Source organism: Adhaeribacter terreus (genome assembly GCF_042657365.1).
GTDB lineage: Bacteria > Bacteroidota > Bacteroidia > Cytophagales > Hymenobacteraceae > Adhaeribacter_A > Adhaeribacter_A terreus.
In genome coordinates this window covers 174564-200153 of the sequence record NZ_JBHSKT010000002.1, presented here as the reverse complement: position 1 = coordinate 200153, position 25590 = coordinate 174564, and the positions used below count along the sequence as shown (strand labels likewise).

Below are 25590 nucleotides of genomic sequence, written 5' to 3'. Positions count from 1 at the left end.
AGCAAAGTTCTATTCCGAAATTTTCTGCAGCTTTAAAGTTGACTGCAACGCGTTTCCGTTTATTTTAACCACATAGAAACCAGGCAGTAACGTTTTTGTTTCTAGCAGAATATTGTTTTCGCCGTTAGCCAGTTTCACAGTTTTTTGGCTTAAAAGCCTACCGTTTGCTTCATAAATTTCAATTACTGCTTCTCCCTTTTGGCTGGCTTGTAGTTTTAAGAAGCAATTGTTGCTGGCCGGGTTCGGGAACAGAACAGGCTGCATGCTTTCCGGTTTACGGTCCAGCACAACTATTTTGCTGAATTCAAATTGGCCATCGGTATCTATTTGCTTCAGGCGGTAGTAAACCAGGCCGGTAGTTAACTGACGATCTTCAAAAGTATATTCTTTAATGGTTGAAGAATTTCCGACGCCTTTTACGTTTCCAAATGTCGTAAACGCGCGGCCATCGAAGCTTTTCTGAATTTCGAAATGATCGTTGTTTTTCTCGCTGGCAGTAGCCCAGGCAAGCAAATTAGCATTTGGTTGGACTTTAGCCGTGAACTTTACAAGTGTTACCGGTAACGGAGTGAGACCAATTTTTGCCGTCTGGTTCAGCATAACGGTGCAATTTGTGGAGCGGGTAATATCGGTAACCTGCACTTCATAAATACTTTCCTCCAAAATAGGGTCGGTTGGCAGGTTAATATTCCCTCCCGTTCCGGTAACCGGGCTACCAATGTTTACCGCGTTTTTCCGAAGCTGATACAAATAATTCAACTGGGAACCCTGTACCTGCACATTGGTTGAAGAACCATCGGAAATACCAACCGGAGCGCTTACCGTTTTTGTTGCATCGGGCTTCGGGTTTACGGTAATGGTGCCACCGGTAAAAGAAACTGGGCTACAGGTTCCACCGGAAACTTTCTGCGCGGTTACAGTAAAAGTTTCAGTAGCATTTAATTCCCAGGTAAAGAAAGATATGGTACCACCCGTGCCTAAAACCGAAGAGCCGCGGTCTGTTGTGCCGTTTTTAAGGGTATAAATTACGCCGTCTTCAGAATTCGCAACCTGGAACTGCGCCTGCGAACCTTCACAAACCAAAGGGGTTACCACCGTAGCTGTTTTAGTTACCGGCGGCACACACGTTACGATCACGTAAGTTCCGGCGGTATTATTAGATTGTGCACTTTCGTTGCTGCCAATGGTACCTAAAGTGGCCGTTAATTTTCCTCCGGTATAAAGTTCATATTCGGCCGCACTTAAACCGTTTACCGCCCAAGCCGCCGGACTTGCACTGGTAGAAGTAGTAGAAATGGTGCGCAACAAATAGCCATCTATGTACAGGTTAACATTGGTACCCGTTGGAATATTGGCAGGCACAGTTACGTTTACGGTGGTTCCGCCTTCCTTATAAGCTACGCCGCCAATCAGGGTTACATTTGGTACTGCCGGAGTTGCAGCTGGCGCGGCAGCAACCGTTACCGAATTGGAAGTAGCACTAATGGTTTTATTTGCGGCTAAAGCTGTTGCAGTTATTGTGTTTGTGGCAGCAAGCCCCGTTACTCCAGTCAATGTCCAGGTTCCGGAAGCCATTACAGTTGCCGTACCGATGGAGGTACCATTTCTATAGATCGTTATTACTGTGCCGGCAGGTTCTATTGAAGTACCGGATATTGAAGTAGAGTTTGAATGGATCGGGCCGTTTACGACCGGCGTTGTAGTTGGATCGGTTACCATTCTGGATACAAATGTGGAAGCACATTTTCCGGCCTCTACTTGCTGTACCTGAATGGTTTTACCGGCACCAACTGCAATGCCGGAAAGCGTCCAGCTTATGGCTGTTCCGGTTGGGGTTGCCGGAATATTAACGGCCCCAATAAACATATTATCGGCTAAAACTACAATACGGGAACCTGCAATACCGGTACCAGAAATGGAAGTTGTTGCCGGCTTAATTGGGTTTGTGGTAAGTGTCGGAGCTGTAGAGTTACCGCTGTTGCCTACACATTCAGGAACAGATCTTGGCGACTCGCACAAAGTAACGCCGTTTACAGTTTCTACCGCGCGGGCATAATATGAACCGGTTCCTAAGGAAACACCCACACAACCACCACCCGGATTACAGTTGGTGTAAGAAGTATTGTTGTAAGTTCCGGAACACAAATATTTAAATTCGTCTGCCGCCATTCCGTTTGCCCCGGTATAAACAGTTATTACAATGGTATTCGGATCGCCGATCTTATAAAGATTGATGCGGGTATTTGCAGCCACACCTATTACTCTGCCCGAAAAACCCTTATCGGAAGCACACGCTAACTCCGGGGTTCTGCTATAAGTACAGTTTTCAATTACAATAACTGAATTGGAAAGATCGGAAATTGATTCAGAAGAAGCCGTAGCGGTAGCCGTGATATGATCGTTCAATGCTACAGATACAGCATTCATCGTCCAGGTTCCGCCCGAAAGCACGGTTGTATTACCTAAAATGATACCGTTTTTGTAAACTTTAATTGCCGTTCCCGCTGCTTCTGTGGAAGTTCCGCTTATGGATGTACCGGCAAAAAACGGACTGGTAACCACCGGAGCATCGGAGCGCACTGCCGGAAAGTTGGAAGAAGTGGTGCCGGAAGCCGGAGTAGGAACGAAACCGGAAATGATCTTGGTCCAGGCGGAAGCAGTATTGTATGAAGCATCAATGCCACTGATATCAGAAATAGGACCTTTAACGGAGCTCTGCGGGGCCATAACGGTATTGGCTACCATTCTTAAAGCCGTAGAAGTTGTAACGGTCGGAAAGTATTGGGTGATCTTGGAAAAAGGGATGTAGAAATCGTAAAAGTAATCGGCATCACCGGAGTTGGTGGTAAACGCTATAGCTTTTTGCGCATAAACTGAATAAGGCAGATCGGCATCTGTTCCTTTCTGTGTGGCGGTACCGGTAGCATTGTTTACATCATAAAGCCGCACCCCAAAATTGGTAGCAAGCACAATTTCAAACTCAAAACCCGGATTATCTACACTGGCTTCCGGATCGGCATTGGCACCGGAAAAACCAAACTTTCCGTCGGCATCTACCAACACACTGTAACCCTTGGAATTCGGCGCAATGTTACCTAAACGAAAACGGAACATTAAATTACCCGCTGGCGAAAGGTAAGATGAAACCGGGTAAACGGTACTGTTCATGTCAGCAAAATCGGAAAAGCCACCGCCTGGGCCACGATTCAGGTCGTTCATAGGTTCGGCAGTTGGCACCGGCAAAGGCCGGTACGGGATTTCGCTTTCCAACAGATCGTTGCTCTGAAAGCCGCGCTGAATACCATTGGTTTTAACAGAAACGTAGCCATCACCATCCGGATCTAATACTGCTCTGCCCACACCTGCTGTAGCGGCAGAAGCAGATTTTACAATCAGGCCTTTGGTTTGACCGAAAGCATGGAATTGTTGGGTGAAAGTGATCAAAACCAGTAAGGCAATGGTTTCCCAAGCCTTCTTAAAATTCCCCCGTTTATTCTTTACAGGAAATAAATTCATATGCTTTAGTCTTAAATTTCAGTTAAAATTACCGCGCTACTGTTCAATTTTTTCTTTATTTCGACCAAAGTCCGGTTTTACTCGACGAACTATTAAAAGCTTTCGATAAAAAAATTCTTATTCTTTATGGTTTTTCATTTGTACAAAGGCAGCAAAAGCAATAAATTAAACATGCCTAAATACAATTTTAGTTTTAACACAATAAATACAATACAACTTTGACCTTTCTATATTGCCACAACAGATTTTCCGGGATATGATTTATTTCGTGATGGTTTAGAATATGGCCCGGCGTTATTTCAAGCCTAAGCTTTGAGCGCGGCGGCACGATGTATTTGAAAAAGACAGGATTGAGAGAAGATAAAGTAGACAGAAAAAACTGGGAATGGCCATATAGAGCTTCGGAGAAAATCTATTACAAGGCTGCAATTTTTTATCCGAATCATTCAAAGGGTAACCAGATAAATATCTGCAGAACGGCTCAATTTTAGCAGTTATAGAATTTTGATTTTAGTTTTAGAAGGTAAAAGCATAGCGTTTTCAAAAAAAAATATGCTTATCTGTATCAGGCTTTTCAATTAAAGTTTTCATCCAAATATGCGCCTACAATGCAACAGTAACTTATATATTTTCATCTTTATTTTCAGATATAGTAATTTTTGCAGTGAGTTATCAACAGCATGTTGAAATTTTTTATAACCGGATACTTCTTCAATTTATTACCTTTGTAAACTAAGGGTTAAAAAAATGCCCTAAAATACCACGTTTTTATATGGCAGAAATTATTTGCTCTTTTTGCGGCAAGCAGAAAAAAGAGGTTTCCGTAATGATCTCGGGCGTGAACGCGCACATTTGCGAGCGTTGCGTTGGCCAGGCCCAGCAGATCCTGAACGAGGAAAATAAGATCCGTTCGAAAGATAAAACCCCTAAATTCAACCTGGTAAAACCACGCGATATGAAAGAGTATCTCGATCAGTTCGTGGTGGGTCAGGATGAAGCGAAGAAAGTGATGAGCGTGGCGGTTTACAACCACTACAAACGCCTCATGCAGACTCCGAAAGCCGACGATGTGGTGATTGAGAAATCGAACATTATTATGGTTGGCGAAACCGGAACCGGAAAAACATTTTTAGCCAGAATGCTGGCTGGTATGCTGCAAGTGCCTTTTTGCATTGCCGATGCTACCGTTTTAACCGAAGCCGGTTACGTAGGCGAAGACGTGGAAAGCATTTTAACCCGCCTTTTGCAAGCCGCCGATTATAATGTAGAAGCAGCCGAACGCGGTATTGTATATATTGACGAGATAGATAAAATTGCCCGTAAAAGCGATAATCCAAGCATTACCCGCGACGTTAGCGGGGAAGGTGTGCAGCAGGCCATGCTGAAATTGCTGGAAGGTTCTACCGTGAACGTACCACCGCAAGGCGGCCGCAAACACCCGGAGCAGAAAATGATCTCCATCAATACCGAAAATATTCTATTCATTTGCGGTGGCGCTTTTGTAGGCATCGATAGAATCATCAAAAGTCGTTTAAATACGAAGCCAATTGGTTTTGCAAAAACGCATTTAGAAGAAACAGACCAGAATAATTTCCTGAAATACATTTCGGCTCAGGATCTGAAAGCGTTTGGTTTAATTCCGGAACTGATCGGTCGTTTACCGGTTTTAACGCACCTGAATCCTCTCGACTCAGATACGTTGCGCCTGATCTTAACGCAACCGAAAAACTCCATTGTGAAGCAATACAAACGCTTGTTCGAAATGGAAAATATTGCGCTTACCTTCGAAGAAGATGCGTTGAATTACATCGTAGAAAAAGCATCGGAATATAAATTAGGTGCCCGTGGTTTACGTTCCATCTGCGAAAGCATTATGACCGATGCCATGTTCGACCTGCCTTCGGAAGCTGATACCAAAGAACTGATCATTGACCTGGATTATGCCCGGGAGAAATTCGAGAAATCGGCGTTGAAACAGCTGAAAGTAGCGTAATATTGACGATTTTAGATTTACGATGGAAAGCTCTGGAGAGATCCGGAGCTTTTTTTGTTTGTCTGAATTTGGATTCGTCAGATGATTGGATTTAAAGATTTATCGCGTCATTCCGAGCAACACCGAGGAAACTATTGGGTACTGCTATGTCAATTACGAGAAGCTAAAATTGCCTTTCGTTCGGGTTCGGTATGCGATAGTTCCCTCGGCGTTGCTCGGGATGACGCAGAAATTCTGACTTACCAATCGAAAAACGATAGCGTTTTGAGCAGAAAAAGTATAAAAAATGTAGCATAGAGTTTAAACCTACGCTTCCCTACCCTACTTTTCCTTCAGATACCCTACCATTAATTTCGCAGCCTGCTCGGCGGTATTGGCAGTTCCTAATTTAGCTCTTATTTCAGCGTAACCATTCAGCATTTCCTGCCGATATTCCTTTTCGAAAAGAATGCGCTTCAGTTCTGCGGAAATTTGCTGCGGGTTCAGGTTTTCCTGGATCAGTTCTTTTACGACTTCCTTGCCGGCAATTAAATTCACCAGCGAAATGAAATTCACTTTGATCACCATTTTGCCGATGGCGTAGGAAATGGAGCTGGTTTTATAGCAGACAATTTGCGGCACGTTGAATAAAGCGGTTTCCAAGGTGGCCGTGCCGGAAGTAACCAAAGCCGCTTCGGCGTGAGAAAGCAAGTCGTAGGTTTGTTCGTAGAGAATTCTGATGTTGGTGCCTTGCGTAAATTGCGCGTAAAATTCTTCGCTGAAAGTTGAAACGCCGGCTACTACAAACTGGTGCTCCGGAAAATCAGGCATGACCTGCAACATGATGCGGAGCATGTTTTCTATTTCCTGCTTACGGCTGCCCGGTAAAACGGCAATGATCGGTTTTCCGCCTAAGCCGTTTTTTTGCAGGAAATCTGCAGAAACCTGGTGTGCATTTACGCTGTCGGAAACGGGGTTGCCGATGTAGTCGGTTTGGTAATCGAAGCGCTGGTAAAAATCTTTTTCGAAGGGCATGATCACAAACATGCGGTCTACCGATCTTTTAATGCCGTGCACGCGCCCCTGGTTCCAGGCCCAGATCTTCGGGGAAATGTAGTAGAAGGTTTTGAAGTCTTTTTCCTTGGCGAACTTCGCAATGCGCATGTTGAAACCGGCGTAATCTACCAGAATCACTACGTCGGGTTGCCAGTTCAGAATATCCTGCTTGCATTGCTTCAGGAAACGGCTGATCTTGAAAATACTTTTGGCTACTTCCACAAAACCCATGAAGGCCATTTCGCGATAGTGAGTAACCAGCTCCCCTCCCACGCCCTGCATCTGCTCCCCGCCCCAAAACCGGAACTCCGCTTCCGGATCCTGAAGTTTGAGTTGCTTCATCAAATTGGAAGCGTGCATATCGCCCGAACGTTCGCCGGCTATGAGGTAGTATTTCAAGGGTTAATGATTGAATTGTTGAGTGAGTGAATGAATTATTGAATGATTGAATAATAAATTCTGTCATCCTGAGCGCAGCGAAGGATCTCGTCGGCGGGCAGCATAAAAATTAGCTATATGAAGTAAATCGTTACCTAATTGGCTCTAAAAATTACTGCAGGAAAATAACGTTTCTGCTGTGAGCCAACGAGGTCCTTCGCTATCGCCCAGGATGACAGGAATATTTAGAATTACCTATCACCAATTATCAACTACAATCTAAAATCGTAATTCGTAAATTAAACCTCACCGTAATACTCCACAAAATTCCGTGGCGTTTCGTAGAGCTTGAGACAGTGCAGTTTAGCGCCGGAAGCCGGGGACGCGATCTTTTCGATCTTTGGGGCCAGGATGTTCCAGAATTCGATCACCAGGTTTTCGGTGCTGGCGAGTTTGCCTTCCATGAAAGCTACGTCGAGGTTCAGGTTTTTATGATCTACTTTTTTGATGATGTTTTCGCGGATCAGGGTACTGAGCTTTTTCAGGTCTATTACGAAACCGGTTTCCGGGTCGGGTTTGCCTTTTACGGTTACGATCAGGTCGTAATTATGCCCGTGCCAGTTGGCGTTAGCGCAGGGACCGAAAATTTCCTGGTTCTTGGCTTGCGACCAGTTTGGGTTATTTAATTTATGGGCGGCGTTAAAATGCTCGGTCCGGCTTACGTAGATCATTTAATTTAATGTGCTAATTTTTCAATGTGCTAATGTGCTATTTCTGAATGATTTAATGTGATAATTTGTGCCGATTCTTCCGAAAAAACGCTAGGGTATTAGGCTGAAAAAGTCAGCAGAAACTGACCTGAAAGCTCAAAAACGCATTTTCCAAAATTCATTAGCACCTCAACACATTAAACAATTAGCACATTAACCGAATTTATAATTCTTTTTCAGCAGCAAATATACGAAAAAAGGCACCCCGAACAGCGAAGTTACTACGCCAACCGGTAATCCGGCGGGAGGAAAAACGATGCGGGCCAGCAGATCGCAGATGAGCATGAACAAACCGCCGGTTAAGGCGCAGAAAAGCAGGTTCAATTTTCCGGTTATGCTCAGCAGGCCGCGGGTAACGTGCGGAATAATGAGGCCTACAAAACCAACCGGTCCGGAAAGCGCTACGGCAAAACCGGTTACTACCGAAACGGTAATTAAGATGATCCAGCGGGTTTGCGCTATGTTTACGCCAAGCATTCGGGCACGTTCGGGGCCGAGCAGCAACACGTTCAGGCGCTTTTGCATGAACATGAAAACCAGCAACGCCAGCAACAATGCCACCGCCGGGTAAGGCAGATATTCCCAGTTCGCTTTCTCAAAACCGCCCATCGCCCAGAAAATAACCGATTTCAGTTTACCTTCGGAAGAAGAAAGAAAGGTAATGAGCGAAGTTAAAGCGCCGATGAGCGAAGTTAAGGCAATGCCGGCAAGCAACATTTGCGAAGGAATAAGTTGCCCCGAACGGGTGCCGAGCGCTACGACGATAATCGTTACCACAAACGAACCGAGCAACGCGGCAAACGGTGGTAAATAGATTCCGAAAACGGTGAGGTTGGTAAAGGCAAAAAAGCAGAACGAAGCTCCGAATGATGCGCCCGAAGCCGTGCCTAAAATGTAAGGATCGGCGAGCGCATTGTTCACCATGGCCTGCATAAGGTAACCGCAAAAAGCCAGCGATGAGCCCACGCATAGCGCTAAAAGTAGGCGCGGCAAACGCAAATGCAGCACCGCAAAATGCGCCGGATCTTCGGGATTGTGATTGAAAAGGGCGTTCCAAACGGTAGGGAAATCGGTCTCAAAACTGCCCAGTTTGAGGCCGACCACGGTTACCCCGAAAATGAGTAACAACATTAAAAATATATAGAGCAGCGGGCGGTTCACTTTTGCAGGTAATTTCTGATTTCCCGGATCGATTCTACCACACGCGGACTGGGGCGGGAAGCCAGGTCGTCGTTTAGTATAAAAATGCGCTTGTTTTTAAAGGCGTTCACTTTTTGCAGTTCGGGATAAAGCCGGAAAAAAGTTTCGTTTTGTGGTTTGCTGGTACCGAAAATAAAATCGGGGTTTAGTTGCAACACATATTCGCGGGTAAGTTGCGGCGATTGCTGCGGGAAAATTTCCTGAATTGCGTTCGCGCCGCCGGCTTTTTCCAGTTTATCGGTCATGAGGGTGTTGCGGCCGTACACGTAGATCGGATCGGTGTTGATGATGACCAGCGCGCGTTTCCGTTCGTGGGTTTTTACCTCGTTTAGGTTAGCGTTTAGTTCGGTTTGCAGCGAATCGGTGAGTTTTCTGGCTTCGGTTTCGCGGTGCATGATTCGGCCAATATCATTCAGACCGCGGAAAATATCAGCTACTCTTTCGTACTTCTGAAAATAAACCGGAATGCCGAGTTGTTCAATTTTAGCTGCGGTTTCCATGGGCGTAATGCCGTCTTCGGTGAAAACGATTTCCGGTTTCAACGCCAGCAAACCTTCCAGATCCAACGGATACGAATTCACGATCGGTTTCTTCAAAACCGCTTCCGGGAAATTGCAAACCTGCGTGCGTCCCACGATCACAGAATCCGGAACCACGGCGTAAAGCATTTCGGTCATAGCCGCGGAAAGCGCCATGATGCGTTGCGGGTTTTCCGGAATTCCGAGTTTGCGGCCCAAATCGTCGGTTACGGTTATTTTGTCTGCTCCGGCTTTTTGAACTGAATTTGATACCGTTTTTTCGGGATTTCCGCCGCAGCCGAAAAGGAAAAGCAGCAGCAACATTTTGCTGAAATAGCTTCGGAAAATCGATAGGGTTTCGGGCATAAAAAGTCAGCAGTTTGTCATGCTGAGCGAGAGCGAAGGACCTTGTTGGCTGCCAGTAGAAACGTATCTACAAAGAGCTGACAAGTTGTTTCGCTAGCGCTTAACATGACAGTTATTTTTTGCGTCATCCCGAGCAACCTTGAGGGATGACGCGTAAAGATTACCTTAGTCAGGCTTTTAAATTTTCGTAAATTTAGGCAAATTTTAACAGGCACCTAAAAACGCACCCATGATAGTAGTAACCGGAGCGGCCGGCTTTATTGCCAGCTGTTTAGTAACCCGCCTCAACGAAGCCAATTTCAACGATATTGTTGTTGTAGATAATTTCTCGATTGCCAAAAAGGAAAACAACCTGAAAGGCAAAAAGATCAGGGAATACGTGGACCGCATGGAATTCTTCGAATGGCTGGAGAAAAACTACGAGGAAGTGGAATTCATTTTTCACCTCGGCGCCCGCACCGATACCACCGAGTTCAACAAGGATATTTTCGACTTGCTGAACCTGAACTACTCCAAACAAATGTGGAACGCCTGCGCCGAATACCAGATTCCGCTGGTTTATGCCTCTAGCGCGGCAACCTACGGCAGCGGCAAACTGGGCTACGACGACGAGGAAGCCATAATCCCGTTGCTGCACCCGCTCAACCCGTACGGCGATTCCAAAAACGATTTCGACAAATGGGTGCTGGAGCAAACTGCCAAACCGTTTTTCTGGGTTGGTCTGAAATTCTTCAACGTTTACGGCCCGAACGAATACCACAAAGGCCGCATGGCTTCGGTAGTTCTACATGCCTTTAACCAGATAAAAGAAACCGGCAAACTGAAACTTTTCCGCTCGCACAACCCGGAATTTAAGGACGGCGAACAGATGCGCGACTTTATTTATGTGAAAGATGTGGTGGAAGTTTGCTACTTTTTAATGCAGAACCGCAAAAATTCCGGTATTTACAACCTGGGTTCCGGCAAGGCCCGCACCTTCCTCGATCTGGCTTTCCAAACCTTCCAGGCCATGGGCCGCGAAGCCGAAATCGATTTTGTAGATACGCCCGCCGATATCCGCGACACCTACCAGTATTTCACCGAAGCCAACATGCAGAAACTCCGCAGCATTGGCTACGATAAACCGTTCCATACGCTGGAAGAAGGCGTGCAGGATTATGTGAAGAATTATTTGCTGGAGGGGAAGTATTATTAGGGTAAACTACGCCCATAAAGTAAATAATCTTAAATCAGCTTTTTATTCAGTAGTTTGGTGTAATCTGTAATGAAAAATGTTTAATTGGCTCTTTGGTAAGAAACAGAAGCAACTCACCAAATTTGAATATTATGAAAAGTGGGACTTTTACGGACTACTAGACGACCTTCATATAGCCGAAAGAATTCTTAAGAATAAAACTGGCGGATATTCGGGCGACTTTGACTCAGTTGAGCAATTCAGGGAGGCGTTAGAAGATGAAATAGACTGGATTGAATACAACAATAAAACCGACTTGACCCAAATTCACAAATGGTTTTTACCGACAGGGGCTTGGGATGATTTTGCTGGCCAAGAAGGATTGGAACTTGGCAACCGAATTTCTGAAAGAACCTCAAAATGGATAAAAGGAACAGCAGAAGAAAGAAAAAGACAATAGCCAACAAGACATAAACGTCAGCCTTCGGCCGACGGCCTCGCCCGTCGTTTATACTAAACGTTAATAATATTCAGGAAATATTAAACTAAATGCACCTCCCTTCCAAAGCAGAAAATATCTTATCCCAAATCAGCCAAACAACCAAGTTGGGCGATTTACGCAACCTGGCCAAAGATATCAAACAAGATCACGGATTAGCGATGGAACTGTGGCGTACTGGAGCATATTTTCCGCGGCAGTTGGCCATCCTGATCATGGATAAAAAACTGCTCACGCAGGAAGTGATCGATAAACTGGATCAGGACATTCAGCGCCACCCGCAGGAAGAGCAAACGCAACTGATCGACTGGCTTATGGCTAACCAGCTTTCCAAAGACAAGAAAACCGTTGCGCTCATGGAATCGTGGGAAAATAGTCCTTCAGCTTTGCAACGGCGCATTTTCTGGTATTACCAGGGCCGCTTGCGCTGGGTAGGGCAAACGCCGCCACCTAATACCGAAACTCTGCTAAACGCTATCGAAAATGGCTTGGAAACTGAAGTACCGGAAGTGCAATGGGCCATGAATTTTACGGCGGCACAGATCGGCATTTTTCAACCTGAACACCGCTCCCGCTGCATTGCGCTCGGTGAACGCGTAGGTTTGTACAAAGACGATATGGTGCCCAGAAACTGTACACCCAATTATTTACCCGAACTTATTGCCATTCAGGTGGCCAAACTAAACAAGTAAGGCGGCTGCACTTTCAAACTTTAGCTTCAAAACGATACCCAAAACCATGGAAAAACTCGAAATTCAGAATACCATTGCCATAAACGCCGTGCCGGAGAAAGTCTGGGATGCGTTGGTAAACCCGCAGCAAACCAAAAAATACATGTTCGGCTGCGAAACCGTTTCCGACTGGAAACCGGGCAGTTCACTGCTTTGGCGCATGGAACACGAAGGCCAGGATTTTGTAGCCGTAAAAGGAAACATCAAAGAAATTCAGCCGGAAAAATTCCTGGCCTATACCGTTTTCGACCCAAATTCCAGCATGGCCGATATTCCGGAAAACTACCTGACTGTAACCTATGAACTAACGCCGGAAAACAACCAAACGCTGCTGAAAGTAACGCAAGGCGATTACAACACCGTTGCGGAAGGCGAACGCCGTTACCAGGAAAGCTACAACAACGGTGAAGGCTGGAATCCGATTTTAGTGCAGATTAAAGAAGTTGCAGAAAAAAGTTAAATTCGCGCTTCTACCGGTACCGCCGGGAATCAGCATTTTATTTTTTTAGGAATAAAATGCCCCGTAAAACCGGAATGCACCATTTTTTATAATTACTAATATCAAAATCTCTATGGAAGTAAAAGACAGCAACGGCAATATTCTGAACGAAGGCGATTCGGTAACCGTGATCAAAGACCTGAAAGTGAAAGGCTCTTCTTCTACCATTAAACGCGGTACGGTTGTAAAAAATATCCGCCTGACTAACAGCCCAAACGAAATTGAAGGCAAAGTTGGCGGCACCGTAATTGTTTTAAAAACCGAATTCATGAAAAAGGTATAAGCCATACTTGCCGCTTCAAAAGATCGCGGGCAGCAAGGTTATAATAGACCTTTCTGCCCGCGATCTTTCGTTTTAACCGTTTTAGATTAAGCTTTTTGGTTATTCGTATTTTCAACTGAAAAAAGATTTTCAAAAATGACAAACATCACTTTATATTTCAGAATAAACCGGTAAATTCCCTCTGCATTCTTCACCGCTCAACGAACGCCAAACCATGAACGATACCTATCTCCACCTCACGCTCACGCACTTCCCCATAGTGGGTAGTTTTATTGCCCTGGTACTTTTGTTTTCGGGTTATATTCAGAAAAATGAAGGCATTACGAAGGCGGCGCTTTATCTGCTGGTAGCTTTGGCCCTGGTTACCATTGTAGTTAACCATACCGGCGAAGAAGCAGAAGAATTTGTGGAACACATGGCCGGTTATTCGCACGATGCGATCCATGACCACGAAGAAATGGCCGAATGGGCTTTCCGGCTGATGCTGGCCACAGGAATTGGCGCGGCAGTTGCACTTTATCTGTTCCGGAAGAACGCTGCTAAAACCTGGCTGGTCGTTTTATTAGTGCTTTTCGGTAACTTGTTTGCCTGCGGTTTAATGGCCTGGACCGGAAAAAAAGGCGGTGAGATCCGGCATACCGAAGTTAATTCAGTAGCCGAAAAAACTGCGCCAACAGATAGCAATTCACCTTCAGAACAGCCTTTCTGATTTCAGAAGCTTTTTCAAAATTCTGGTCAGAAAACGGTATGGTTTTCAGCCTGAAAACTAATAGCAGCAATATATTTTTAATTCCTTATCTGAAATTTTTCAACTAACCGGTTTTCCTTTCGTTAGCTGAAGTTCATAAAACAAAAAGTGCTTTCAGCATTACCTGAAAGCACTTTTTCTACTTAAAACCCTACCGTTTTTATGTTGGAAATTACATCGAAAACCGTAAGCCCAGGTTATACCAACGGCCCGGCATCGGCACTGCGCCTGCTTCTATGTAACTTACATCCATCAGGTTGGTTGCATCGGCATAAATGCTGTAATATTTCGCTTTAAATTCCAGGCGGGAATCTACCAGCGTATACGTTTTGTAATTGATGCGTTCGCAATGGCGGGCAGCCAGCGTTACGTTAAAATTACGGTATAATTCAAGATTAACCGTTGCTGTAAGCTGGTTTCGTAAACTTTCCAGCGCATACCGCGATATTTTCTGCGATTGCTCTCCGGTTTTCCGGAATTCAGGATCGAGATACGTGTAAGCCAGGCCTGCGGTAAAATTGAAATTACGGCTATTCTGCTCTGCACCAAAAGGACGGTAATCGGCGCTGAACGTGTAGCCCTGCGTGTTTATCTGCTGAAAATTCTGCGGCTGCCACGGCTGGCTGAGATCGTTACGTACCCAATCAATAAAATTATCGATGCGGCGGTAAAAATAGCTGGCGTTTACGAATAAAAACCGGTTGTTGTATTTCAATCCGCCTTCTCCATATTTCGAGGTTTCCGGTTTTAGCTGGTCGTTCCCAATGTTGGTCGGGCCTTTGTAATAGAGGTCGGTATAGGTCGGCAAACGTTGGCCGGAACCAACATTCATAAATACTTTCCAGTTCTGGTAAACATCGTAACCGGCATCCATTCCCGGGAAAACTTCCCAGCCGTAATCGGAATTATAATTGGTATAAGCTCCTACATTTACCAGCAGTTTTTCTACTTTATCGAATTTATATTCACTGAAAACGCCCAGATTGGTTCGTTCCCGCTCGCCTAAATTGGTACTGTTAATATCTTCTTTGCGCGCCTCCAGGCCCAAACCAAACGTTCCGATCCCGGTTTCCAGCGTATTATTCAGTTCTGCGTTCAGCGTCTGGCTTTTATGGTTGTTGTGAAATTTATCAGGCATTTGCTTTATATACAGATAATCGTCCTGATTGTGGCGGTAGCTAATGCGCGGTTTCAAAATCCAGAAATCATTGATCCGGGTTTTGTAGGAAATAGCTGCCAAAGCAGTTTCCACGGTTTCTTCTGCTTCCTTATCGCCAGGCGCGGCATAAAAGGCATTGGCGCCAAAATTACTCCGTATAAACCCGCCGGAAACGCCTAATTCGCTATGGTTTTTGGTTGAAAAACTGCCCTGGTAAAACGCTTTCTGATTTTTATAAGCCGTATTGTAACGGTACCCGTTTCCGGCATCATGGCTCAGCGACAATACATGGTTGTTGTTCGCTTTTACAAATGCGCCGGTAGCCTGCACGCCGTAACTGGCATAAGTATCGCCGTTACTTTCGTCTTTCTTAAAGCTGCTTCCGGCATAAGTCTGGGCAGAAACACCGGTTTTTTCCGGCGTTTTGGTAATAATATTGATGGCTCCGGTCAGCGCATTTACACCGTAGATCCGGGCCGCCGAACCCCGCAGAATTTCAATTCTTTCAATGGCATCCAGCAGCACCGGAATATTCATCATGTTGTGGCCGGTCTGCGGATCGGAAATTTTCACGCCGTTCAGCAAAAGCAAGGTCTGGTCGAAGGTTCCTCCATCTAAACTTACGTCGGTTTGAACGCCTTTCGGGCCGCGCTGACGCACATCTACGCCGGCTACGTAGCTTAGTAATTCATTTACCGAACGTACCGGCAACGTCTTGATCATAGCCTGATCGATGATGCGGATGTTGCGGTTCTGCTGCGCAAATGGCAACTGAATGCGGTTTTCCTGAATGATCACCTCGTTCAGCAGTTTGCCCGCACCTCTTGATTCTTCTAAACGGCTAAGCAGAGAATCTCCTTGCTGTGCCTCATCTTGTGCCTGCACAGCCATAAAAGGCAGCGCTCCTAGCGTAAAGCAGAACGTAATTTTTTTAAGCATTATTAAATTGGTTTGTGAGAGATTATTTTTTTGAGCAATATCTTAGCGGGCTAACCGTACTTCGCGGCTAACTTCCAGGCTAAAAGAAATGGAGTTGAAGTGGAACATAGATGGCTTCCCGAAGCGATTACTGGTAGATTCTGGTGCTATTTTTTAAAATGCCTTTGTACTTCAGGCACTTATCCAGACTAATTGCAAACTGGTTTATCCTTAAAAACCAGGTTGATCGCGGGAACAGGTATTATTTAAATTTATTCAGAATATCCGTTTGGTATACATTTGAATTTCGGTTCAAAGGTAGAAAAGGGATTTATTCTTTTCAGGAAAAATTTAAGATAACATCAAGCATTATCCGCCAACGAAAATTAACATTCAATAACTATTATATATTTCGTGGCGAATACAATATCCCAACTCTAACTTAACAATAATTGAAAGTCAGCGAGAGCAATTTTTTCTCATGTTCATTTGATCAACCGCAGTGAGGATCTGACAGAACTGTGACTTTTTCAGGCTTATACCCTACCGTTTTTCGGCCGCTTAAAACAATACTGAAACCTGCGCCCGGCCGGTATGCACGGCGCGCACCGCGTTCGGTTTCCGCCCATCGTAGATCAGCGAAATATTCAGGCCATTACTCAAACGCTGCTGCACCGAAACATTCCAGGTAGCATTATTTCCCGGCCGCAGCGTATTCAGAATTTCGTAACCAACCGCCGAATTTTCGTCGCCGGTAAAACCGATGCGGATGTATTTTATAGTGGCAGTTACGGTGCGTTTGCTAACCTGGCTCAGGCGTGAATCAAGCCCTAATTCATGGAAAACCGCTTCTTCCCGTTCGCCGGGTTCCTGGCCGGGAGCCGTTTGAGGTGCAAACAAATTCTGCTTTCTAGAGAACGAATAGTTACCCGTGAAACGCAGTTTCGTGGTGGGCTGATACGCTAATTCCGGCGTGGCAGTATAACTTTCGATCTTGAAATTCTTGGTAGTTAAATAACTCGACTGGCTTTCGCGGATATTCCTCTCTAAAAGTACCTTCGAAGCCAGAACTTCGTTCAGGTTATTCCGGGCCGTAAAACTTTGCGTATTCTGGTTGCGGGTATCGGTGCCGTTGCTTAAAAGAACTTTCTGCTGGCTTTGCTGCATAGTAAATTCCAAACCATATTTCGGGTTGCTGCGGTTAAAATAAAGCGTATTCCGGAAAGATTTTGCCAGCGAGATCAGGAACAGATCTTCAATATCCAGGCTGAAAGGATTCAGGCGGTTCAGAATATTTTTATCCGTCGTTTTTTTATCGATGCTAATGTAAGTCAGCGAGTTAAACCGCGAAGCAAAATCCCGCCAGCCTTTCTGCCCTTCCCAGTTCCGCGGCATCGACCCGCTTAAACGGTAAGAAAACTGGTTGGAATAAGCCGTAACGTATTCATCCGTGGGCAGGTAAACTTTAATGTGCGTGCGGCGGTCAATTTCCGGGCTTTGGGCTTCAAAATAATCGTTCAGGTTTTTCGGGTCGCCGCCTTCACGCAGGTAATGCGTGCCTTGGCCATGAACCGTTTCCACAAAAACATATTCCCGCTTCTGCTCCCTTCCGGTGGCCACCGCATAACTCAATTCCGATCGTAAATGCCGGTCCAGGAAATCGCCGGTCCAGTCAATCTTCGATAAAACTGTATTCTCGTTGATCGTGTCGCTGGTAGTTACATCGCGGTAGGTCAAGAGCAAATTCAGGTCATTAAATTCACCCAACCTCGTGTTCAAAGTTGCATTGTACGTGTTCGAAAGATCGCGCGGGCGCAGTTCACCGTTTATAGGCTGGCGGTCGTCGCGGCGGGTATAATCGAGCCGGTAGCGTATGGCAGAAGTATCGTTGCTTTGCAGGAAAAATACGTGCTCATCGAAAAAATTTGCCGAACCGATCACCGAATCCGGCGCACTGGTTAAGGAAAGCCGGTTTTTATCGAAACGATAAACATAACCCGGCACCACGTATTTCATATTGTATTTAAAACCCGCATCGCCGCGCACCCAATCGCTTTTCGATTCCGAAACGGTATTGTTTAGGAGGAAAAAACTGCCTTTCAGTTCCAGCTTATTAAATTGCTGCGCCACATCGGCCCAATGCTGCAAACCATCTACCTGCCCCTGCCGGTAGCGCCGCGAAATACGGTAGTTCACCAGGTTCTTTTCGTCTTTAAAAAGGCCCGCCGAAAAATTCAGAATATTATCGTTGCGGCGCGCCGTATCTGTGTTCACACTCCAGTCGCGGTCAAATTCTATGTCCCGGTAACGGTCAATGGCTTCAAAATCGGCGTCGGTATATTCGTAATTGAGGGTGCTGCGCAGGCGGTAATTCTTTAAAGCCGGAATAACTTTATCCAGCATTTCGTAGCCAACTTTCATGGCGCGCCCTTTATCATCTTCGGAATCCAGCTCCGAAAAACGGTTCCGGTCGAACTGCGACGTAGCAAATTCCGCAAAAACAGCCGTTTCTTTGGTAACCTGGTAACTGCCGCCCGCCGTGATCATTTGCTTTTTAATGGGTAACGGTAACTGTCGCACCGGTAAATATCGGCCTTGCCGAACACCGTTTATAGGGGCTACCCATTTAAAAACCCGACCGTTTATCGAGGTGTTTTCCTGCACATAATCACCATTCCCAATTCCGAAATCAGAAAACCGAACCGTAAAATGCGCCGAATCCGGATCCTGGGAGAAGATAAATATCTGGAAAACTTCACCGTTCACCACCGTATCCCGGCGCGCATATAAAACCTGCTTGGCATCAAACGCTACCGAATCGGAGCCAGAAACTACCGCCTGACTCAGATCATCGCCGATCTGGGAAAGCAGCCGTTTCTGATTTTGCTTCAGATCTACCTGGTTCGGATTATTCGGGTTATCGCTTTCGTTATAATAATTCAGCTGAAATTTCAGATTCTTATAACTTTGGTAATGGCTGGCGTGCGTTACACTGCGGCTGTAATTCTGGTCCGAATATTCAAAATCTACCCGGATGCGGGTGTTGCGGGTAATAAGGTACTTGGGCGTAAAGGTAATTTCGGCCTGGTTGTAATCGATCACGTAATCATAATCGAAACCGCGCTGCAACAATCGTCCGTCCAGATAAACTTTCTCCGAATTCGCCAGAACGATAATGAATTTATCGCCGCCAATGCCATTGAGCCGGTAAGGTCCCTGCACACTTTCTATGGGTGTAATATTCTGCGAAGAAAACTTTCCCTTAGCAACTGCCGCGGCAATGGTCGTGGTAGAGCTTTTCTTTTCGTTCGGTTCCGAAAAAACTTCCAGCGCGCCGCCCTGCACATTTTTATAGAACCTCAGAAAGTTGGATGGCTTATTCCGCAAAACCACGTCGCCGCCGGTAAGTGCCCAGCGTTTGTGTTGCAGCGTAATAAAAACCCGGTCAAATTCCTGCAATTGCTGCGTATTGCCTTCCGGCTGAAATGGAATATTCTGATCGGTAACCGAAGCAATGATGTTGATGTCTTCCGATAGTTTTCCTTCCAGTTGTAAGTTCAGCGCAGAATTCACGAAAACGTTCTGGGTATTGCCGAAAGAAAGTCCGCGGGTGTAACTACCGCTTTTATTCAGGCCGGGCGTTTTAAAAAGCTCTTCTTTCACCGAAAAATCTTCAAAGGCATAAGCCCTTTCAAAGGAAACGGAATCCATGCGGAGCAGATCGCGCTTGAAATATGGGCGGCCTAAATTAAGCGGCAAAACCCGGTAGCAAACCAGTATGGAGTCTTCCCAGAGCACATTTTTAAACGTGAACTGGTTGGTATTTACATCGTAGGTATAATCGAGGACTTCCTGCGCGTTGTTGAAAAACGTAACGGAATTGGGTAAAAGGGTAAGGGAATCGAGCGCAAAACTCTTCTCGGTAACCTTCACCCATTTACAGCGCCGGCTCGAGATCTGGGCAATTGCGAACTGACTTAGCAGGAAAAGAAAAAAAAATAAGCTAAGCCGCTTTTGCATATCACGCCAAAGGTAGTTCAATAAAGAATGTGGTGCCTTCGTTTTCTACGGTTTCGAACCAGATCCGGCCACCGGCGCCTTCAATGCCTTTTTTAGCCACTGCCAAACCAATGCCCGAACCTGAATATTTGGTACTGAAATTCGGAATAAAAACTTTGTCCTGCACTTCCGCCGGAATGCCGCTACCGTTGTCTTTTATGCTTACCAGCACTTTATTTCCCGGAACTTCGCGCAGGCTTACCTGAATAAACGGTTCGCGGCCCGCCGGTATTGCCTGCAGCGCATTCAGAAACAAATTATTAAAGGTACGCATCAACAGTTTTTCATCTGCCATTACGTGAACATCATCCACCGCCAGGCTGGTTTCAAACTTCGCCGTTAACGGGTCATGGTTCAGATCTACGCTGCGCTTCAGTACGGTGGCCAGGTTTATGCGTTCCGGTTTAAGCTCCGGCAAAGCCGTAAACGACGAAAATGAAGTTGCAATATCGCTTAGAATATCAATATTGGTAATAAGCGTCTGGGAAATTTTACTGATCAGCTCATCCACATTATTCCGTTTTTCGGCAATAGCTTTCTGCAGATATTGGAGCGAAAGCTTCATGGGCGTTAGCGGATTCTTTATTTCGTGAGCCACTTGCCGCGCCATTTCACGCCAAGCCGCTTCTTTTTCTTTTACAGCCAGCTCTTCCTTACTTTCTTCCAGCTTCGAGATCATCTGGTTATATTCTTTCACCAGTAATCCGATCTCATCGTTGGAATTATAAATAATGCGTTCGTTCTGGCCGGTTAAAGTAGTTTGCTTCAGTTTTTCGGTTATCAGGTTAAGTGGCACGGTAAGTACGCGGGCCGCCAGATATGTGAGCACCATAAACCCAATGAACATGAGCGTGAAAATATTGAGAATGGTGGTAGCCAGCTCGATCAGTTTAATGTTCAGCTCTTTTTCAGAATCGAAAAACGGTAGGGAAATGAAGCCTAAAAGTCGTTGGCTGCCGTTGCCATAAACCGGCAGGTAAAGCGAACTGAAATTAAGCAAGCCTGCTTTTTCGTTTACCAGAATATGCTTCTTTTTATCTTCGGTAAGCGCCGCGTAAGCCTGCGGATTAATGAGTTTAGAAAGCAGGCCAGCTTCAAAAATAAGCGGTTGGCTCGAGGCCTGCAGCTTTCCGTCGGCGCTGTAAAAGTTGATATCCGCTTCCGAAAGATTCGAAAAATCGATCAGAATTCCTTCCAAACGAGTTTTATCGGTAAAATCTGTACCGTTTTTCAAGGCCGCTGTTAAGTTATCCTGAATGAGTTGGCCGCGTTTCTCGTAGGTTTCGGAAAGGTCTTTCTGATACGAATCGGTAATTAAACTGCCAATGGAAATACTGATGAGCAGCAAGGGCACAAAGATCCCGAAGTTGAGGAATATCTGGATCTTGGTACTGAAATTGGACCGGAAACGCATAAAAAATTCGCCTCTTGCCAGCAGGTAAATACTTAATACGGTCAGGAAAAAGGCTAAATGCAGCAGGAACAAAAACGAAAAATTCGACCAGATATCGCTTAGCAGATACTTGTTGGTAGAAATAACCAGCACAGTATTTTCCACCTGTCGGATTGCCAGGTGATCGCGACGTTTGCCTTCGCGGCCGGTAGTAAAAATACGCTCGCTTTCCAGCCAGGTCGGGTCGAACTGGTAACCGTAATCATAATCGCCGACACTGGTGCGCAATTCCTTGTCTTTATAAATGGCATAACTCAGCGATTTAGATTGCAACGGCTGAATAGATTTCTGATCGACGAGCAATTCCGGAATTACGCTGCGCGGCGTAAGCTTTTTCGGATGCAATTCAATAATGATCGTGGCTTTGGCTTTATTAGAAACCGGCACCGAAATAATTTTCACGTAGCTGCGGCTGTTCAGTTCGTTATTAGACCGCAACAAAAACAAATTCGGGTAACTGGTTCTTTCAGCGCGGGTAACGAGCAACATGCGCTGCTTCACCACCGAATTGATAGAATCTGCCGAACCAATGTGTTTACCCGCAACGTCGAATATTTTCACTACGGTTTCGTATTTCTCAAAATCATTGCGCAGGTAATATTTCTGGATCTTCTGCTTAATGAATTCCGGATCTACCAACGCGCCAGACATTTTCTTCCGAATCAGTGGATCGGCCAGAACTTCGGTAGCAACTTTTTCAAGCAAAAACTCGCTCACTACGTCGTTTTCCTGGGTCAGCGTTTTAGCAAATTGCTGTTTGTGTACCTGTAACTGCTCATGGTAATGCCGGAAAAGCGCCATACTCCCGATCCAGGCACTAAGTGCCACGATCAGGATCCCGAATAAGTATTGGCGGTCTGGTAAAAGTGTATCACTAGTAACGCGTGCTTCCCAAACCTGCAGAATGGCCGTGAAAAGCAACGCTGCAAATACCAGGAAAGAACCTGATAGCTCCATAAAATTGGTGATCGTGAACACGAAAGCCAAACCGAAAAGCACAAACAAACTCGGATAAAACGAAAAGCGCGGCAAACTGAAATAAGCGATCATGAGCAAATAACTGAAGCACATGAAAGCCGCTGTATTGATCAGGATGCCGGTAAGCAGCGCAATTTTATAAAAATCGAAATCCAGGCTTTGAGTTATATCCAACACAAGCAGGGAGTTAGTGTAAATGCTCACATAAAATTGATACATGAGCCAAAGCAGAAAGTAAAATGCTACCAACGTAACGATCTTCAGCCAAATAGCACTTTCTTCATTGAGTTTAAGTTTGGTATACCAATCCGTTTTGTTGCGTTGCAAACCTATCAGCTCAATACCGATAAGCAGCACCAGCGACGCATTCAGCAAAAGATCACCGATGGAAGGCGACCAGAAAGAAGCAGCATAATATTTCGGGTCAAAAAGCCCGATTCGCAGCATATCTGAAGGGAAATTAAAAAATAGCAGTACGATCCGGAGCACCAGAATGCCGGAGATAAAAAACAGTACCGCGCGCAAATGCTTACCTTTTGCCCACAATTGTTTCCGGAAAGAATGCAGTAAACTAACCGTAAAAATCACGGCTATTGAAAAAAGAAAAAAAGCCGGCAAATTACGCTGAACTGCTACAACATCATCTTTGATCGGGAGAATAGAGAATAAGTAATTACCGCGCGGCGAATAAATTTCCGGAAGCTTTGCCGCCAGATCCACTACCAGGCTCGTTTTCAGGTCGCCGAAAATATCTGGATTCAGGCCGGAAACCAGGTAGCGGTTATTAATGCCATAATTTATCTCCAGCGGAACGCAAACCAGCACTAAAAAATCAGGTTCCACGGGGTGCTTTACCACCAGAAATTTCCCGAATTTATTCTCTACCAACTGTTCTTCTTTCAGGTCATAAATATTCTCAAAATCAGAAAGCGTAGAATTATCGGACCAGAAAAGCAGTTTACCGCTTTCAAAAATAAACGTCGGGTATTGCGTATGTGTCAGTAAATTTTTGAAATCATGATTACCGGCCAGTAACTCACCTTCTAAATGTTTAGCGCTGCGATTTGCGCGGGCCAGCACAGAATCGATCTTCACTTCCACCTTCGATACCGATTCTTCAGAAGTAAGTAAACCTACGCCGGACGGCCGGTGAAAAAGCGAGCCAAACATCAAGCTTAGCAGAACGCTGATTATCAGAATAAAAGTTTTGGGAGTAAGATTCAACGCGCAGGAAATGAGTTACAGGCCAAGTTAAACAAAAACCATGCAATTCGTAAAAACAATGGCTTAATTTAAGAAACAAGCAGTTTTACACAGAAAAACCATAGCGTTTTCTATTCGTTTTCCTAAACAGCCTGAACTGCAAACGAAAAACGAATAGAAAACGCTATGGTTTTAGTCCTGAAAAGTAAAGGTTAACTTAATAAGAATTAAGCAGCCTGGTTTTTCTTATTCTGACGGTACCATAAAAAGCCCACGGTTCCTACCAATATATAAGGAATGGAAACCAGGTAAAGGATACCGGTATTAAGACTCGTTCCTACCTTTTTGGCATGGTCGTTATCTTTATTCTCACCAACCTGCGCCCGGCACATTACGCAACCCTGAGCATTAGCATCCACTGAAAATAAGCTTAAAGAAACGGCCAGAAATAAGCTAAAAAAAACCGCCTGAATATACTTTTTCATAATCGACCTTTTAAAAAATTTCTATAAAAATTAGTGCTAATTAAAATTATAATACGGCGAGATCATTAAATAAACCAGAACTCCAGAAACCGACACATATAACCAAATTGGAAATGTCCAGCGGGAAAAACGGGTATGTTTACGGAACTGACCGGATATGGCAAAATAAATAGTAAGCAAAACAAGTGGCACAATTACCGCCGCCAGAATTATATGCGTTAAAAGAATAAAGAAATAAATACTCCGCATAATTCCTTCTCCCCCATAAGCCGTAGATTGCCCGAAATAATGATAGGTTACGTAAGAGATCAGGAAAAGGGATGAAAGTACAAAAGCGGTGAACATAGCGGCGCGGTGTGCAACCTGATTCCCTTTCTTTATAAAATAGAACCCCGTAATAAGCGCTAATGCCGTTAAGGAATTTAAAATGGCATGAAGTTTCGGAAGAAAAGAAACGTTTACCGGTGTAGTATCGCCCGATTTAGGCATGTAAAACAAATAAGCCACTAAAACCGGTACAGCAATGGAAAGAACGGCAATTAAAGCGAGGTAACGGGAATCGTTATTTTTCATTTTGTTTATACGCATGCTGCAGCACCGTAATTTCAGTGATCAGGCGGTCCACGTCTTTCTGAATGGTACCATCGTAAATACCGCGCACGTGTTTATCCTTGTCTATAAGCATGAATTTTTCGCTATGAACAAAATCAACAGTACCGTCGCTACTTTCCTGTACCGGTAATAAATACCCGTGCTGGGCCAGATCGTAAATTTCTTTTTTAGGTCCTGTAAGGAAATACCACATCTTAGGGTCGGCATTATACAGGGAAGCATATTGCTGAAGCGTTTCTACAGAATCCCGTTCGGGGTCAACTGTGTATGAAACGATCTTTATAGAAGAGTCATTCTTAAAACGATCCTGTACCCGGGTCATTTGGGAAGTCATTTTCTTACAAATGCCCTGGCAGGATGTAAAAATAAAGTTAGCGACATAGATTTTACCATCCAGGTCGCGTTGCGTAACGGTTTTTCCTTCCTGCGATATTAACTTAAAATCAGGAACTTTCCGGAAAACAGTATCGCCTTTTTGAACCAGGGCTTCACCTTCATCCGTAACTTCCGGATAAAAATAACGCAGATCGTAATGATTAGATCCTAAGCCTTTCAGTAACAAAAACACCAAAACAGGTACTATTAATAGTAACCCTAAAAACAGTACCTTTTTGGTATTCATAGTTATTTAAAATAAGTAAAAATATAATCGCCTACAGAAGTACCTTCAGTAATCAGGGCAATCAGTAACCAGATCAGCAAAGAAGTTGGGATCATGATCGTCCAGATCAGGCTTTTTGTTTCATGCTTTAAGTGCATGAATTCAGCCACAATAAAGAAGGCTTTAAAAATAGTAAGAATAATAAAAATACTGTTCCGCAGCATACTAGGTTCCATTGCAAAAGCAAAAGCAAACTCGATAGCCGTTAAAACGCAAAGCACAATAAATGTACGCCAGATCGCTTTGGTCTGAGCCGGCGGAATAACGCCTGGCTCATGATGTGAATCGTGATGGGAATGTGAAGCCATAGTCTTATTAATTAAGAATTAATAATTAAGAATTAATAATCTTC

The 25590-nt window shown here is 44.8% G+C and carries 19 protein-coding genes; 7 read left to right on the top strand and 12 right to left on the bottom strand.

Annotated features, from left to right (window positions below):
* Positions 1–9: 9 nt before the first annotated feature.
* Complete coding sequence (locus tag ACFPIB_RS03795; RefSeq protein ID WP_378016100.1) at positions 10–3516, bottom strand: T9SS type A sorting domain-containing protein; 3507 nt, start codon at positions 3514–3516, stop codon at positions 10–12.
* Positions 3517–4288: 772 nt separating this feature from the next.
* Between ACFPIB_RS03795 and clpX the strand changes: the two genes are divergently transcribed.
* On the top strand, positions 4289–5509 hold the full coding sequence (clpX, locus tag ACFPIB_RS03790) for an ATP-dependent Clp protease ATP-binding subunit ClpX (RefSeq protein ID WP_378016099.1): 1221 nt from the start codon (positions 4289–4291) through the stop codon (positions 5507–5509).
* A gap of 321 nt (positions 5510–5830) precedes the next feature.
* Here the strand turns inward: clpX and lpxB are convergent, their stop codons facing one another.
* The 4 genes from lpxB to ACFPIB_RS03770 form a co-directional block, all read right to left on the bottom strand.
* Complete coding sequence (gene lpxB / locus ACFPIB_RS03785) at positions 5831–6943, bottom strand: lipid-A-disaccharide synthase (protein ID WP_378016098.1); 1113 nt, start codon at positions 6941–6943, stop codon at positions 5831–5833.
* Positions 6944–7221: 278 nt separating this feature from the next.
* On the bottom strand, positions 7222–7653 hold the full coding sequence (locus tag ACFPIB_RS03780) for a 6-pyruvoyl trahydropterin synthase family protein (protein WP_378016097.1): 432 nt from the start codon (positions 7651–7653) through the stop codon (positions 7222–7224).
* A 192-nt stretch (positions 7654–7845) separates the two neighbouring features.
* Entirely contained in the window at positions 7846–8823 is a 978-nt protein-coding gene (locus ACFPIB_RS03775) for a FecCD family ABC transporter permease (protein WP_378016096.1), read from the bottom strand.
* 26 nt (positions 8824–8849) lie between these two features.
* Complete coding sequence (locus ACFPIB_RS03770; RefSeq protein WP_378016095.1) at positions 8850–9776, bottom strand: ABC transporter substrate-binding protein; 927 nt, start codon at positions 9774–9776, stop codon at positions 8850–8852.
* Positions 9777–10005: 229 nt separating this feature from the next.
* On the opposite strand from ACFPIB_RS03770, the gene rfaD reads away from it, so the two are divergent.
* The 6 genes from rfaD to ACFPIB_RS03740 all read left to right on the top strand — a co-directional run bounded on the left by rfaD (position 10006) and on the right by ACFPIB_RS03740 (position 13671).
* Positions 10006–10971 carry an ADP-glyceromanno-heptose 6-epimerase gene (gene rfaD, locus ACFPIB_RS03765; protein ID WP_378016094.1) on the top strand — a complete coding sequence of 322 codons (966 nt, stop codon included), beginning with the start codon at positions 10006–10008 and terminating at the stop codon, positions 10969–10971.
* 76 nt (positions 10972–11047) lie between these two features.
* Entirely contained in the window at positions 11048–11410 is a 363-nt protein-coding gene (locus tag ACFPIB_RS03760; RefSeq protein ID WP_378016093.1) for a hypothetical protein, read from the top strand.
* 89 nt (positions 11411–11499) lie between these two features.
* Positions 11500–12141: a DNA alkylation repair protein gene (locus ACFPIB_RS03755; RefSeq protein WP_378016092.1), complete on the top strand. Its 642-nt coding sequence runs from the start codon at positions 11500–11502 to the stop codon at positions 12139–12141.
* Between the two features lie 46 nt (positions 12142–12187).
* Positions 12188–12640: an SRPBCC domain-containing protein gene (locus tag ACFPIB_RS03750; RefSeq protein ID WP_378016091.1), complete on the top strand. Its 453-nt coding sequence runs from the start codon at positions 12188–12190 to the stop codon at positions 12638–12640.
* Positions 12641–12752: 112 nt separating this feature from the next.
* Positions 12753–12962, top strand: a complete 210-nt coding sequence (locus ACFPIB_RS03745) for a zinc ribbon domain-containing protein YjdM (RefSeq protein WP_378016090.1) — start codon at positions 12753–12755, stop codon at positions 12960–12962.
* Between the two features lie 214 nt (positions 12963–13176).
* Positions 13177–13671, top strand: a complete 495-nt coding sequence (locus ACFPIB_RS03740; RefSeq protein ID WP_378016089.1) for a DUF2231 domain-containing protein — start codon at positions 13177–13179, stop codon at positions 13669–13671.
* A gap of 211 nt (positions 13672–13882) precedes the next feature.
* Here the strand turns inward: ACFPIB_RS03740 and ACFPIB_RS03735 are convergent, their stop codons facing one another.
* From ACFPIB_RS03735 to ACFPIB_RS03705, 7 genes are all read right to left on the bottom strand, one after another.
* The gene (locus ACFPIB_RS03735) at positions 13883–15808 is read right to left on the bottom strand and encodes a TonB-dependent receptor plug domain-containing protein (RefSeq protein WP_378016088.1); all 1926 of its coding nucleotides are present in this window, start codon (positions 15806–15808) and stop codon (positions 13883–13885) included.
* A 540-nt stretch (positions 15809–16348) separates the two neighbouring features.
* Entirely contained in the window at positions 16349–19807 is a 3459-nt protein-coding gene (locus tag ACFPIB_RS03730) for a hypothetical protein (protein WP_378016087.1), read from the bottom strand.
* A gap of 1 nt (position 19808) precedes the next feature.
* Complete coding sequence (locus ACFPIB_RS03725) at positions 19809–23501, bottom strand: sensor histidine kinase (protein WP_378016086.1); 3693 nt, start codon at positions 23499–23501, stop codon at positions 19809–19811.
* A 206-nt stretch (positions 23502–23707) separates the two neighbouring features.
* On the bottom strand, positions 23708–23965 hold the full coding sequence (locus ACFPIB_RS03720; protein WP_378016085.1) for a hypothetical protein: 258 nt from the start codon (positions 23963–23965) through the stop codon (positions 23708–23710).
* 36 nt (positions 23966–24001) lie between these two features.
* Positions 24002–24538 (bottom strand): DUF420 domain-containing protein, encoded by a 537-nt coding sequence (locus ACFPIB_RS03715; RefSeq protein ID WP_378016084.1) that lies wholly within the window; start codon positions 24536–24538, stop codon positions 24002–24004.
* Positions 24528–25199 (bottom strand): SCO family protein, encoded by a 672-nt coding sequence (locus ACFPIB_RS03710; protein ID WP_378016083.1) that lies wholly within the window; start codon positions 25197–25199, stop codon positions 24528–24530. Before ACFPIB_RS03710 ends, ACFPIB_RS03715 begins: the two co-directional genes overlap by 11 nt.
* A gap of 2 nt (positions 25200–25201) precedes the next feature.
* A complete protein-coding gene (locus tag ACFPIB_RS03705) occupies positions 25202–25546 on the bottom strand; it encodes a cytochrome C oxidase subunit IV family protein (RefSeq protein ID WP_378016082.1) in 345 nt (114 codons plus the stop codon).
* Between the last annotated feature and the right edge of the window lie 44 nt (positions 25547–25590).